15 protein-coding genes are annotated in these 14515 nt (G+C 36.5%); 9 read left to right on the forward strand and 6 right to left on the reverse strand.

All coding sequences use genetic code 11. From position 1 onward, the window contains the following. Position 1: 1 nt before the first annotated feature. Both mlaE and Q0794_RS04415 read right to left on the reverse strand, forming a co-directional pair. A complete protein-coding gene (gene mlaE, locus Q0794_RS04410; protein WP_298940458.1) occupies positions 2–790 on the reverse strand; it encodes a lipid asymmetry maintenance ABC transporter permease subunit MlaE in 789 nt (262 codons plus the stop codon). Next, positions 790–1596 (reverse strand): ATP-binding cassette domain-containing protein, encoded by an 807-nt coding sequence (locus Q0794_RS04415; protein WP_298940460.1) that lies wholly within the window; start codon positions 1594–1596, stop codon positions 790–792. Before Q0794_RS04415 ends, mlaE begins: the two co-directional genes overlap by 1 nt. A 366-nt stretch (positions 1597–1962) precedes the next feature. On the opposite strand from Q0794_RS04415, the gene kdsC reads away from it, so the two are divergent. The 9 genes from kdsC to mgtE all read left to right on the forward strand — a co-directional run bounded on the left by kdsC (position 1963) and on the right by mgtE (position 8880). Continuing rightward, positions 1963–2511, forward strand: a complete 549-nt coding sequence (kdsC, locus tag Q0794_RS04420; protein ID WP_298940462.1) for a 3-deoxy-manno-octulosonate-8-phosphatase KdsC — start codon at positions 1963–1965, stop codon at positions 2509–2511. Continuing rightward, the gene (gene lptC, locus Q0794_RS04425) at positions 2512–3075 is read left to right on the forward strand and encodes an LPS export ABC transporter periplasmic protein LptC (protein ID WP_298940464.1); all 564 of its coding nucleotides are present in this window, start codon (positions 2512–2514) and stop codon (positions 3073–3075) included. It begins immediately after the preceding gene. Next, entirely contained in the window at positions 3062–3616 is a 555-nt protein-coding gene (gene lptA / locus Q0794_RS04430; RefSeq protein WP_298940466.1) for a lipopolysaccharide transport periplasmic protein LptA, read from the forward strand. Before lptC ends, lptA begins: the two co-directional genes overlap by 14 nt. A 2-nt stretch (positions 3617–3618) precedes the next feature. After that, positions 3619–4344, forward strand: a complete 726-nt coding sequence (gene lptB, locus Q0794_RS04435; protein WP_298940468.1) for an LPS export ABC transporter ATP-binding protein — start codon at positions 3619–3621, stop codon at positions 4342–4344. Between the two features lie 33 nt (positions 4345–4377). Continuing rightward, positions 4378–5823, forward strand: a complete 1446-nt coding sequence (locus Q0794_RS04440; RefSeq protein WP_298940470.1) for an RNA polymerase factor sigma-54 — start codon at positions 4378–4380, stop codon at positions 5821–5823. A 97-nt stretch (positions 5824–5920) separates the two neighbouring features. Continuing rightward, positions 5921–6364 (forward strand): PTS IIA-like nitrogen regulatory protein PtsN, encoded by a 444-nt coding sequence (gene ptsN / locus Q0794_RS04445; protein WP_298940472.1) that lies wholly within the window; start codon positions 5921–5923, stop codon positions 6362–6364. A gap of 15 nt (positions 6365–6379) precedes the next feature. Then, complete coding sequence (rapZ, locus tag Q0794_RS04450; protein WP_025565166.1) at positions 6380–7222, forward strand: RNase adapter RapZ; 843 nt, start codon at positions 6380–6382, stop codon at positions 7220–7222. Between the two features lie 6 nt (positions 7223–7228). After that, the gene (locus Q0794_RS04455) at positions 7229–7504 is read left to right on the forward strand and encodes an HPr family phosphocarrier protein (RefSeq protein ID WP_298940477.1); all 276 of its coding nucleotides are present in this window, start codon (positions 7229–7231) and stop codon (positions 7502–7504) included. Positions 7505–7518: 14 nt separating this feature from the next. After that, positions 7519–8880, forward strand: a complete 1362-nt coding sequence (gene mgtE, locus Q0794_RS04460; protein ID WP_298940479.1) for a magnesium transporter — start codon at positions 7519–7521, stop codon at positions 8878–8880. 65 nt (positions 8881–8945) lie between these two features. Here mgtE and Q0794_RS04465 read toward each other — a convergent pair whose 3' ends face one another. The 4 genes from Q0794_RS04465 to aceF form a co-directional block, all read right to left on the reverse strand. Beyond that, the gene (locus Q0794_RS04465; protein WP_298940481.1) at positions 8946–9308 is read right to left on the reverse strand and encodes a YacL family protein; all 363 of its coding nucleotides are present in this window, start codon (positions 9306–9308) and stop codon (positions 8946–8948) included. A 298-nt stretch (positions 9309–9606) separates the two neighbouring features. Further along, positions 9607–10440, reverse strand: coding sequence for a winged helix-turn-helix domain-containing protein (locus tag Q0794_RS04470; RefSeq protein ID WP_298940483.1), 834 nt, complete (start codon positions 10438–10440; stop codon positions 9607–9609). Between the two features lie 945 nt (positions 10441–11385). After that, the gene (gene lpdA, locus Q0794_RS04475) at positions 11386–12816 is read right to left on the reverse strand and encodes a dihydrolipoyl dehydrogenase (RefSeq protein WP_298940485.1); all 1431 of its coding nucleotides are present in this window, start codon (positions 12814–12816) and stop codon (positions 11386–11388) included. A gap of 106 nt (positions 12817–12922) precedes the next feature. Further along, positions 12923–14506, reverse strand: coding sequence for a dihydrolipoyllysine-residue acetyltransferase (gene aceF / locus Q0794_RS04480; RefSeq protein WP_298940487.1), 1584 nt, complete (start codon positions 14504–14506; stop codon positions 12923–12925). Positions 14507–14515: the final 9 nt, after the last annotated feature.

The following is a 14515-nucleotide window of genomic DNA, read 5'->3' on the forward strand; positions in this document are numbered from 1 at the left end:
GTTAGCCTCCAAACATAATAACAGTCAGTAAAAAGTCCATCGCCAAAACAAGTAACGAAGCTAGTACCACGGTTTTAGTCGTTGCTCTGCTGATCCCTTGTGCATTAGGAATCACATGAAAACCATTGTATAGAGCAACCCAAGTAACAATAAAAGCAAAGATAAGACTTTTGATCATACCATTGACAACATCTGGAACGAAATGAACACTGCCTTCCATAACAGACCAAAAAGAACCACCATCGATTCCCATCCAACTCACACCAACCAAAAATCCTCCCCAGATAGCCACTAAATTAAATATTAAGGTTAATAGCGGTAAAGTGAGAATACCTGCAATCAAACGAGGCGCGATAACTCGTTTTAAGGGAGAAACCGCCATCATTTCCATACTGGCAATTTGTTCTGTACTTTGCATTAGCCCTATTTCAGCAGTTAATGCCGAGCCGGCTCGTCCTGCAAAGAGTAAGGCTGCAACGACCGGCCCAAGTTCACGCAATAGAGATAAAGCAACCATACTGCCTAAGCTTTCTTCGGCGGCGTAGTCTACCAAAACATAATAGCCTTGTAAGCTCAGCACCATGCCGATAAAAAGACCAGCCGTAATGATAATAGGTAATGATAAAATCCCTAATTGATAAACTTGTGCAATACATAACTGAAATAGTTTGGGATGTGGCTTCGCAAATAAAGTACGGTAAAACATCGTTGTTGACTGCCCAATACTTTGTATAGATTGCAAAGTATAAGCGCCAATATTTTGTAATACTTGTGTAAGGTATTGACGCATTATCGGTTTACCTCTTCTAAATCAGCTTGGTAATCATTAGCAGGCATATGAAATGGCACCGGCCCTTGAACAGCACCTGCTAAAAATTGTTGTAATAATGCATTATCTTTTTGTGCTAACACTTCATCAACAGTGCCTTCAGCAATAATTTGTTTATCGGCAAAAACGTAAACGTTATCTGCAATCGATAAAACCTCATTAACATCATGCGATACGATAATAGACGTTAAACCTAATGTATCGTTGAGTTGTTTAACTAGCTTTAACAAAACATTCATTGATATAGGATCTTGTCCTGTAAAAGGTTCGTCATACATAATGACCTCAGGATCTAAAGCAATCGCACGAGCTAGCGCAACACGTCTAGCCATTCCTCCCGACAATTGAGATGGAAATAAATCTTTTGCACCACGTAAACCGACGGCATTAAGTTTCATCAATACTAACGTTGATAACAGCTTCTCGTCTAAATGTGTATGTTCACGTAAAGGGAAAGCAACATTTTCAAATACACTTAAATCATTAAATAGCGCACCACTTTGAAATAGCATCCCCATTTTTTTACGTGCTTGATAAAGTTCTTTTTCAGAACAAGCATGGATTGAAGTACCATTGAAGATAACTTCTCCACTATCAACAGGTATTTGACCACCAATCAATTTTAATAAGGTTGTTTTACCAATGCCACTTGGTCCAAGCACAGCAGTTATTTTACCTTGCTCAAATTGCATATCGAGCTTATCAAAAATTTTCTTTTGTTGGCGCGTGAAGCTAAGTTGATTAATTACAATGTGTTGTGTTGGCATAAATACATTTTTCTCTAAGAAAAAGAACGCTCAGTCTAATAACTCCACCATGAAAGGCAATTAATAATCGGACTAAATCGTAGTAAAATAGTAATTTAAATTGAATTTTACCTATAAAAAGGTAAATAAGCTAAATTTAGAAAGTACCAAATGTTACTTATGGCCTTTTTCTGACAAGCTATCTTTACGATAGTTTCGATAATTATGACATTAATAACGACATTAATACGGTTTAATCTATTTAATGGTAAGTAGTCTTGTTATGATTGGCACATATTTTGATTTTGAAATAAACAATGCTCGCCTTAATGTGTGTACTTTGATATTTTCATAATAAATCACTAGCATCTTAAAAAGAGTCAATAAATGATTGATACACCTTATGGAAAAGTCAGCAGTAATATTTTTGAGCAAGCACAAAAAATAAAACTCTTTATTTGTGATGTTGATGGTGTGTTTTCTGATGGTCGGATTTACTTAGGTAATGATGGTGAAGAACTAAAGGCGTTTCATACTAAAGATGGATTTGGCCTTAAAGCCATCATGCAACAAGGCATAGAAGTCGCTATAATAACTGGTCGACAATCTAATATAGTTGAAAACAGAATGACGGCATTAGGTGTTAAACATATTTACCAAGGTAAAGATGATAAATTAAGTGTTTATAAGTCATTATTAGAAAAATTAAACTTAACACCTGAACAAACAGCTTACATAGGTGATGATGTCGTAGATCTACCTGTTATGTTACATTCAGGTTTAGGGATAGCCGTTAATGATGCGCATCCTTTGGTTTTACAGAAAGCAGACCTAGTAACAACGGTTAAAGGTGGGTTTGGAGCAGTACGTGAAATGTGTGACTTATTTTTACAATGCCATGGACAACTTTCAATGACCCAAGGTAAAAGTGAATAAATGAATAAACGTAAGAGCATTCCTTTCATAGCGCTATTAGTTGCGTTTATGGTATGGGTATATGTAAAGCCAGATGTAGAACTCCCATCTCTTCCTGATCACCATCCTAGTTACATTGCAGATGATGTACAAAGCAACCATTATGATGAATTTGGCTTTAATGATTACCGTGTTTTTGCCGAGAAAATGACAAATTATCCTGAAACTGACACGACTTTGCTTGAACACCCTAAAGTAATTGTTTATATCAAAAACAAAGAATCAGAGGTTGTCACCACATGGCAATTAACCAGTACAGAAGGCACATTGACAGAAAAATATAACTTACTATTATCTGGTGATGTTTTAGTTGAGAACCTGAGTAAAGATCAATTAGTACAGACAATGTCTACAGCACAAGCGACTGTGCAGTTGGATAGTAAAGAAATTAGCAGCGACCAAAAAGTCACATGGATAGGACCACAAGTTAAACAAGAAGGTGTTGGGTTATGGGCATCGATGGTCACAGAAGAAATGAAACTTAATTCTAATATAAAAGCGGTATACCTTAATGAATCTAAATAAATTAACAGTTTTACTTACTATTTCGCTGTTTAATGTAAATGCTTCTGCATTAGAGTCAGACTTCAATCAACCTATTCATGTTTCGTCTATAAAACAACATGCAAGTTTGAAAACCAATACAGTCATTTTTACTGATGAGGTTTTATTAACTCAAGGCTCTATTAAAATTACGGCAGATAAGCTAACCGTCATTCGTGGTGCTAAACCAAATCATGAAATGATGATTGCAGAAGGTAATGTAGCGACCTTCCATCAAACTCAAGATGATGGCAAGCCACTAGATGCCCAAGCAAAAAACATAAGTTATGACGTAGCAAAAGGTAAAATAACATTATCTAAAAGTGCACAGGTAAAGCAATTAGATAGCCATGTAAATGGCGGAGAAATAGTGTATTTCTTAGAAAGCCAAGAACTGAACGTCACTACCGATCAAAATAAAAAAGAACGTGTACAAACGGTCTTTTTACCCGCTCAATTTGAAAAAGACAAAAGTACAAATTCGACTAAGTCATCGACTCCGAAAACAACTGGAGAAAAATAAATATGGCTGAACTACGAGCTACAGGATTAGTTAAAAGCTATAAAGGTCGTACCGTTGTAAATGGCGTTGGTCTAACAGTAAAAACCGGCGAAATCGTCGGCTTATTAGGGCCAAATGGCGCAGGAAAAACAACTTCTTTTTATATGGTTGTTGGTCTCGTTAAACAAGACCATGGCAGCATTGTGATTGATGATGAAGATATCTCTAGCGATCCAATGCACATTCGAGCACAAAAAGGCATTGGCTATTTACCACAAGAAGCCTCTATCTTTCGTCGTTTAACCGTAACAGAAAATATTATGGGGATTTTACAAACCCGTAAAGAGTTAACGCAACCACAACGAGATGAGAAACTTAATACTTTATTAGAAGAGTTCCACATCACACACATCCGTAATAGCAAAGGGATGAGTTTATCTGGTGGAGAGAGACGACGCGTTGAAATTGCACGCGCTTTAGCTACAGAACCAAAATTTATTTTACTCGATGAGCCTTTTGCAGGGGTTGACCCTATATCTGTTATTGATATAAAAAATATTATTCAGCAGTTACGTGATCGTGGTCTAGGCGTTTTGATTACAGACCATAATGTACGCGAAACATTAGATGTTTGTGAGCATTCATATATAGTGAGCCACGGTGAAATTATAGCGGTGGGCACCCAAGATGAAATATTAGCTAATGATCATGTTAAGCGCGTTTATCTAGGTGAAGAATTTAAACTTTAGGTCTTAACCATACGTTCAGGAAGATATGTTTTGATGAAACAGGGTTTACAGTTGAAAATGGGTCAGCAATTAGCAATGACCCCTCAATTACAGCAAGCAATAAAACTATTGCAGCTATCAACGCTCGATCTTCAACAGGAGATTCAAAACGCATTAGACTCCAATCCTCTTTTAGAACAAGATGATCAAACAGGTACAGAAGAGTTAATCAAAGAAGCGGATAGCAGTGAAGTTGATACGTCAGAAGCTATTTCCCAACAAGAGTTTTCAGATGACTTACCCGCAGAAAAAGAGTGGGAAGAGTCTTACAATTCGACACCGATTACAGGTACCACCTCTAGCGCAGTTGCGTATGATGGAGAAAGTACCGTCTATCAAGGAGAGTCATCGACTTCCCTACAAGACCATTTATTATGGCAAATGCAATTAACGCCTTTTACCGAGACAGATCAAGTCATTGCAATGGCTATTATCGACTCTATCGATGAATCTGGGTATTTGACGACTGATTGTGAAAGTATTCTAGAGAGCTTACAAACAGACTTAGAAGAATTAGAATTAGATGAAGTGGAAGTCGTATTAAAACGTATTCAGCACTTCGACCCACTAGGTGTTGCTGCTCGTACCACTCAAGAATGTTTACAAATTCAACTTCGTCAATTACCAAGTACAACACCATGGCGAGATGAAGCGATCCAAATACTTGAGCAATACATGGATCTTCTTGGTAATAGGGATTACAGAACACTTGCACGTAAAAGTAAGTTTAAAGAAACACAACTTGCAGAAATAATGCGTTTAATCCAAAGCTTAGAGCCTCGTCCTGGTAATGGCATTGAAACCAGTGAAACACAATATATTATCCCAGATGTCTACGTTAAAAAGATCCAAGGCCAATGGCGAGTATCGTTAAATCAAGACTGTGATCCTAACTTATCGATCAACCAGCAATACGCTAATATGTGTTCAGGTAATATAAGTAAAACCGACTCTCAATTTATTAAAGGCCATCTACAAGAAGCTAAATGGTTTATTAAAAGCCTAGAGAATCGTAATGATACATTATTAAAAGTATCTAATTGTATTGTGCAACAACAACAAGCTTTCTTTGAATATGGTGATGAGTCGATGAAACCAATGGTTTTAAATGACGTAGCCTTTGAAGTAGAAATGCATGAATCAACAATTTCCCGAGTGACAACACAGAAATTTATGCATACTCCTCGTGGCATATATGAGTTGAAGTTTTTCTTTTCAAGTCATGTTGCAACTGATGGTGGTGGCGAATGCTCATCAACCGCTATTCGAGCTTTAATTAAAAAACTGGTTGCTGCAGAGTTAACAACGAAACCTTTAAGTGATAACAAAATAACACAGTTACTGGAAGAAAAAGGTATTCAAGTAGCAAGACGTACTATTGCTAAGTACCGAGAATCATTAGGTATTCCACCTTCTAACCAGCGAAAGCAATTACTTTAATGAGTAAGCAACGCAAATAAAATTGGGATTAACTATAGTTATTTAATGCTAACCTGCTAAACTCGCGCGTCCATTAAGTACAGTTAAACTAAATATTATGAAAATATCTACTTTATTAAATCAAGATTCAGTATTCTGCCAAACAGCTTGCACGAGTAAAAAAGGGGCGTTAGAAAAAATCAGCCTTATTGCGGCTAAAGAATTAAACTTAGATGCGCAAGAATTGTTTGAAAGCTTAATTGCACGAGAGAAAATTGGGTCGACTGGCGTTGGGTCAGGCATTGCTATCCCACATGTTAAAATATCGAGTGAATTACCTGCAACCGCTGTATTTTTACAATGTGAAACAGGTATTGATTATGATTCATATGACGGTAATAAAGTCGATATATTGTTTGCTATATTCGTACCAGAAGATCTTTGTAAACAATATCTTTCTGCTTTATCAGAGATAAGCCAAAAACTATTAGATAAACAATTTTTACGTCAATTACGTAGTGCACAAAACAACCAAGAGTTATTTGAATTACTGACGTCATAAATCACAGGAGTAGATATGAAGTTAATTGTTATTAGTGGTCGTTCAGGATCAGGAAAAACAATTGCCCTCCATGTACTTGAAGATTTAGGTTACAACTGTATTGATGGCGTTCCGTATCAATTATTAGAACAATTAATTGATACGGTTGACCCAAAAGATAATAAAGTAGCAGTTACCTTAGATATACGTAATATGCCAACTAAAGTTGATGAAATTAAGCAGCTTGTTGAATCATTACAGAAAAAAGTCGAATTAGAAATCATCTATATAGATGCGCTCACTAGCGAACTAATTCGTCGTTATAGTGAAACACGTCGTTTACATCCTCTCTCCAAACAAAAACTTTCACTATCTCAAGCGTTAGAATTAGAAAAAGAAATGCTAGCGCCATTACAAGCACTCTCTGCTTTTTCCATTGATACAACCGCCCTGTCAGTTCATAATTTAAATGAACATTTAAAAATATACTTGCAAGGCTCAACCAAGAGTAATTTATTAGTTATTTTTCAATCTTTTGGTTTTAAACATATACACCCACAAGATGCTGATTATATTTTTGATGTGCGTTTTTTACCGAATCCATATTGGGAAAAAAACTTAAAAGAATATTCAGGTAAAGATAAACTTATTCAAGACTATTTAAGTGCTTTTCCATTAGTCAAAGAAACCATCACTAATATCGAAAATCTATTCTTAACTTGGCTTCCTCATTTAGAACAAAACAACCGTAACTATGTGACCATTGCTATTGGTTGTACTGGCGGCAGACACCGTTCTGTTTATATAACAGAGCAAATAGCGGCACGTTTTAAACATAAATACCAAATACAAATTGAACACAAATGTTTAAAGGAGTAATTCCTGTTGGATAAAATTAAGCAAACAATTACAATACAAAACAAGCTCGGCTTGCATACACGTGCAACCATAAAGTTAGTTGAATTAGTCAATGCCTTTGATGCGCAAATCACTATTACTCATAATGAAAAAAAAGCAGATGCCGGTAGCGTACTTGGCTTATTAGTACTGGAAACCTGTTTTGGTCAAGAAATTGAAATAGAAGCACAAGGTACACAAGCACAAGAAGCGATGCTCGCTGTCACTGAGCTCATCGAAAATAAATTTTTAGAAGAAGAATAACGCTAGGAGCAAGTATGCTGGAAAACACTAAAGTTGATAATACCCAGCTGCGACTTCAAGAAGTAAAAAAAGCGCTTGAACACGGTATGTTTGTATTAGCACGCAGCATTTTAGATAAAATGCCTGCTTGTGATGTTGCCTTTCTATTAGAATCCTCCCCTCCTGCCGATCGTAAAGTATTATGGAATTTAACAGACCATGATCAACACGGTGAAATCCTAGAAGAGTTAAATGAAGATGCTAAAGATGGCATCATTAATTTAATGGGAACAGACAACCTAGTCGCTGCGACAGAAGGCATGGAAACAGATGGTTTAGCCTACGTATTACGTGGCATCCCAGATAGTGTATATAGAGCCGTTCTAGAGCAAATGGACACCCAAGACAGGCAACGAGTCGAACTCGCCTTAGCATTCCCTGAAGACACTGCCGGTTCAATGATGAATACCGATACGGTCACCGTCCGTCCAGATGTCTCGATTGAAGTTGTTTTACGCTATTTACGTTTAAAAGGTTCATTGCCCGATACTACCGATGCTTTATACGTTGTTGACACTGATAATAAGCTACTTGGCGATGTTTCCTTATCTACTTTATTAACGGTAGAGCCAACCTCCATTATCAGTGATGTGATGAATCATGACACTGAACCACTACAAGTATTGATGGAAGAAAATGAAATAGCAAAGCTATTTGAGCGACATGATTGGATTTCAGCACCTGTTATTGATGATAATAAACAGTTATTAGGTCGTATTACCATCGATGATGTCGTTGATATAATTCGAGAGAATGCAGAACATTCAATGATGGGTATGGCAGGTATGGATGATGACGAAGATACCTTCGCACCAATTTTACCCAGCGCTAAGCGTCGTACGGTATGGTTATCAGTTAACTTAATTGCCGCTTTTATTGCCGCCTCTGTTTCTAATATGTTTGAAGCCACTTTAGAGCAAGTAGCAACACTTGCTGTATTAATGACTATTGTACCTAGTATGGGCGGTATTGCTGGCAATCAAACATTAGCCTTAGTTATTCGAGGTATCGCAGTTGGCCATATTAGCAGCAGCAATACGCGTTGGTTAATTGGTAAAGAAGCTGCTATTGGCGTATTAAACGGTATGATTTGGGCCGTGTTAGTCGCCACTGCCGTTGTATTATGGAAAGGAGATATGCAAGTGGGTTATATCATTGCAGGTGCAATGTTTATTAATCTTTCCATAGCAGGGATCGCTGGGGTTTGTATTCCGCTATTAATGCATAAGTATAAGATAGACCCTGCATTAGCGGGCGGTATGGCATTAACAACCGTTACTGATGTTATTGGCTTATTTTCATTCTTAGGAATGGCAACATTAGTCTTACGTCATTAATGCTTTAATATTATCATCATGACTAACCTTCTATTTCATACTATTTAGGGGGTTAGTCATTATGATTAAATAAATTCTAACCATGATTCAATTAAATTAAGAAAGTCTTCTAACCCACATTCAGCTTGAATCTCTTGGTCATAAAAATTTAAGTCATTCGCATCTTCTAAATCAGAATCTGATTGATGTAAACTATGATTAACAATAATCGCTTCTTCGGTATTTAAATCTAAAGCAAACTCATCACCGATTAATTTATATTCAGTAATTTCTTTGTTTTGTAACTGTGCAATCACAGTCAGTAATGCTTCAACCCAGTCTTTTTTTTGACCTTCTTGCTCTAACCAAGTACCAAAAGCTTCATGTCCCATCGATAACTTTACCGTTGCCTTATCGCTGAAATAGTCTTTTTTAAAGTCAAATTCCATTGTCTTAATCTCTGTTATTTAATTAATGCCAGCAGTATAAACAGGTTTTAATATTATACCAATTTAGTATAGAGAAGATTTAAATAGCAGGAATCAATAAACCAAAGTGCATACCAAACAATATTATTATGTTTACGTTTCGATTGATTGATTAATTGAATCATTAATGAAAAAAAAATAAAAAGATTGAATCTGCCAAGTCATTAAAAGTAGTTAATAGATAGGAATAGATAAAAGTAGATAGAAACAAAAAAGCCCTTACAAAATGTAAAGGCTTTTTATGAATGGTGAGCGTTAATTAAGAATTAACGGCCATTTTTAATTCAGCAGCAGCAACAACATTCGTTGGTACTAACTCGTAAGCTGCTTGTGGCTTTAATACTACATTTGATTTACTTGCAACCATTAGCATTTGTTTAAGACGGTTTGACTCAAAAGGTTTTAATAATAAACCTTGAACGTCTAATAAACTATTTAAACCTAATAGCTCACGTTGTACGTCGTTATGAGAGTTTAAGATGCTAATGTCAGCTGATGCTGATGTTTGACCTGTACGGATTGATTTAATTAACTCAATACCAGAACATTCAGGTAATAAAGCATCAACAATAATTAAGTCAAAATCTTGTAGTGCGATTGAACGTTCTGCTTCAAGTGTTGTAGCAACACCTTCAACGTAAGAAACATTTAACGCTTCTAACTGTTCAATTAACTGTATACGACCTTCTGCAGAACCTTCAACAATTAACACTTTCATGTTAGTAATTGCATTAGTAATGATCTCACCTTGTGCCATTGGTGAAACGGTATTTTCAGAAACAGTTAAACCTTCCATACGTGCAATGTAGCCACGTTTAGGAATAGTAGAGATATTTAAACCGTGAAGACTCAATGTGCCTACACTTTTACGTAGCTGAGAGATATGTTGGTTGATTGTATGGTCTGTAACTAAACGTCCCCAAACATGTTGAGCAAGATCTTCACGTGTAACAACTGTATTAACATTTTTACATAGGAAATGTAAAAGAGAAGTACGCAAAGGACCTAAATAAACTTTACGACTGCCATGAATTAAACTATTTTGGCTCGTATCAATGTGGAATTCGCCCACAACTAAACTTTTTTCTAACATAGTAGTACCCATTTTTGTTTTAATGTAAGTGCCAGTTCCAGTGGATAGGCAATTTTTTATTTTAATTTTCGGACTGCTTAAGCAATCTCTTATATATAAACGCAATCATATTATCAAATTAACATAAAAACACAAACGTATTCCTATCCAGTCATTAATTTGTAAAATTAACATCACGAACCATTACTATAGAGTAGTTTTTTTATCATGCCAATAAAAAATGCATATTAAATTCATTTAATAATATCAATTTTTTCTTTCTTTTTACTTTTACTTTTTATTTCGTTAAATAAATATGCATTTTATCATTAAACATAAGATCGTATTATTTTGAAATAATTGATCCAATTTTCATACATGAATATCAAATTTATACATAGAAGTTAATATTTAGTATGGTAAGTCGTTATTAAATTGATATCCCATCAAGCCGCATTAAAACTGATAATATTATGTTATAAAAACACAATACTAAATATCAAAATCGCTTTTATCAAAAGTAATCTACAGAAGAATTATTCATCTCGACTGTATATTCCTCTGTACCCAGCCTCTGTAGCATACATAACTAATTAACTAGTTATTCAATATGAATGATTAAAAAATCAACTATTACATTAATGTCTTTTATAAAAAGATAATAAGGGTTTGGACGGCTTATATATCGATTTATTGCTTCTGCTTGTGAATATTTGATAAGAGACTTAAAAGTAAGGAGTGGGTTAATTTAAATTAATCATAACAAAAGCTAATCGCAATGATACTTAATCGTTTTATTTTGTTGTTTATTATATTGTTTATTGAATATTGAAATGTAAAGCTTTGAGAGGATATGCATTGTTCTTGCTTATATCTAAACTTATAGCGGGAATAATTTAGTTAAAAATAGAATACAAAAAAGGCAGCTCAATGAGCTGCCTTAATATTAACAATTAGTTTGTTAAACTATTTACGTTTTACCGCTTTTGCATTTGGTAAATCAGTAATTGAACCTTCATAAATCTCAGCAGCTAAGCCTACTGATTCATGTAGTGTTGGATGTGCATGAATTGTTAATGCGATATCTTCAGCATCACAACCCATTTCAATTGCTAAGCCGATTTCACCCAGTAATTCACCTGCATTAGTACCAACAACAGAACCACCAAGAATACGGTGAGTATCTTTATCAAAGATAAGCTTAGTCATACCATCTGAACAATCAGATGCAATTGCACGGCCAGAAGCTGCCCAAGGGAATACAGATTTTTCGTAGTTAAGACCTTGCTCTTTCGCTTCTTTCTCTGTTACGCCAACCCAAGCCATTTCTGGCTCAGTGTACGCGATTGAAGGAATTGTTTTAGGATCAAAGTAATGTTTCTTACCAGCAATAACTTCAGCAGCAACATGCGCTTCATGCACACCTTTGTGAGCAAGCATTGGTTGGCCAACGATATCACCGATTGCATGAATATGCGGTACGTTAGTATGCATTTGCTTATCAACTTCGATAAAGCCACGCTCAGTTACTGTAATACCTGCTTTTTCAGCATCTAGTGATAAACCGTTTGGTACACGACCTACAGCCACTAATACTGCATCATAAGCTTTTGCTTCTGCTGGTGCATTTTTACCTTCAAAAGAAACGTATAACGCATCTTCTTTAGCTTCAACGCCAGTTACTTTAGTTTCAAGCATGATGTTGAATTTATTTTTTACTTTCTTAGTATAAACTTGCACGATATCTTTATCGGCAGCTGGCACTAATTGGTCAGCAAACTCTACAACATCAACATCAGAACCTAGAGATTTGTACACTGTACCCATTTCTAGACCGATGATACCACCACCTAATACAAGTAAACGTTTTGGAACAGATTTAAGCTCTAGCGCATCTGTTGAATCCCAAACACGTGGGTCATCATGTGGAATAAATGGCAGTTTGATAGGGCGAGAGCCTGCAGCGATAACCGCATTGTCAAACGTAATAGTCGTTACTTCGCCATCAAGATCTGTTGCTTCAATCGTATTTGGACCAGTGAAACGACCCATACCAGTAACACTTGTTACTTTACGCATTTTAGCCATGCCTTGAAGGCCACCAGTCAGCTGTGAAACTACTTTTTCTTTCCAGATACGGATTTTATCAATATCTGTAGAAGGCTCACCAAATAATACACCGTGCTCAGATAGTGCTTTTGCTTCTTCAATTACTTTAGAAACATGTAGAAGAGCTTTTGATGGGATACAACCTACGTTTAAACAAACACCACCTAGTGTGCTGTATTTTTCGATTAGAACAGTTTCTAACCCTAAATCTGCTGCACGAAATGCTGCAGAATACCCTGCAGGGCCAGAACCTAATACAACAACCTGCGTTTTAATTTCTTTACTCATGACGACCTCTATAAATAAGAACACTCGAATAGGATTTGTAGTCTATTCAAATGTTAATAGAATGTAAATAAATGGTCGACATAACTGCCGACCTGCTTAACAAAGATTATAGGATTAACGTACGTAAATCAGATAAGTGCTTATTAACGGCAGTAATAAAGCGTGCACCGTCAGCACCATCGATTACACGATGGTCATATGAAAGAGCAAGAGGAACCATCATACGAGGTTCAAATTCTTTACCATTCCATTGTGGTTTAATTGCTGATTTAGAAACACCTAAAATTGCAACTTCAGGTGCATTTACGATTGGTGTAAATTGAGTACCACCGATACCGCCAAGACTAGAGATAGTCATACTACCACCTTGCATATCTTTAGCCGTTAATTTACCAGCACGTGCTTTCTTAGAAATCTCAGCGATGTCACGACAGATATCAAAAATACCTTTGTTTAATACATCTTTCACTACTGGTACAACTAGACCGTTTGGTGTGTCTACTGCGATACCAATGTTAAAGTATTTCTTAAGAATCAAGCTTTGACCATCTTCAGATAGAGATGAATTAAAGTTAGGGTATTGTTGTAATGCTTTAGCTACCGCTTTCATCATAAACACTAATGGGCTAATTTTAACACCTAAGTCTTGTTTAAGCGCGATTGCATTTTGTTCTTTACGGAACTCTTCTAATTCAGTGATATCAGCTTCATCGAATTGTGTAACATGTGGGATAGTCACCCAGTTACGGTGTAGAGCAGGACCTGATATTTTTTGGATGCGAGAAAGCTCTTTCACTTCCACTTCACCAAATTTAGCAAAATCTACTTTAGGAGAAGCTGCTACAGCTAGACCGCCAGCGCCACCAGATTTAGCCGCTTGTAATTGTGCTTTAACGTATTTTTGTACGTCATCTTTTGTTGTGCGTCCTTTAGGACCAGTAGAAGCAATTACATTTAAGTCTAAATCGAATTCACGTGCGATACGACGAACTGATGGTGAAGCTTTAACGTCTTTGTTGACAGCAACTTCAGCTTTAGCTGCTTTTGCAGGAGCTGGAGCCGCTGCAGGTGCTGCTTTAGGTGCTTCTGCTGCTGGAGCAGGTGCTGCTACAGGTGCCGCAGCGCCTTGAGCTTCAACCAATAAAATTAATGTGCCTTCAGACACTTTATCGCCAGTCGCAATTTTAATTTCTTTAACAACACCACCGAATGGAGCTGGTACGTCCATTGATGCTTTATCGCCTTCAACAGTAATGATATCTTGGTCTTCAGTGATCGTATCGCCAACAGCAACTAGAATGTCAGTCACTTCAACTTCATCACCACCGATATCTGGAACGCATAGTTCTTTAACTGCAGTCGCTGCTTGTGCAACTGGCGCTGCAGCTTCAACTGGTGCAGCTGGAGCTTCAACTGGTGCAGCTGGAGCTTCTGCAGGCGCGGCAGCTGAGCCAGCTACTTCAACGATTAATACTAAGTTACCTTCAGAAACGCTGTCACCAACATTTACTTTGATTTCTTTAACAACACCAGCAACTGATGAAGGTACGTCCATTGACGCTTTATCGCCTTCAATCGTTAATACATCTTGGTCTTCAGCGATAGTATCGCCGACTGCAACTAAGATATCAGTAATATCAGCCGCATCAGCACCAATATCAGGTAGTAAAAATTCTTTTAATTCAGACATAATAATTTT

Origin of the sequence: uncultured Psychromonas sp. (assembly GCF_947489755.1) — a bacterium.
Classification (GTDB): Bacteria; Pseudomonadota; Gammaproteobacteria; order Enterobacterales; family Psychromonadaceae; genus Psychromonas.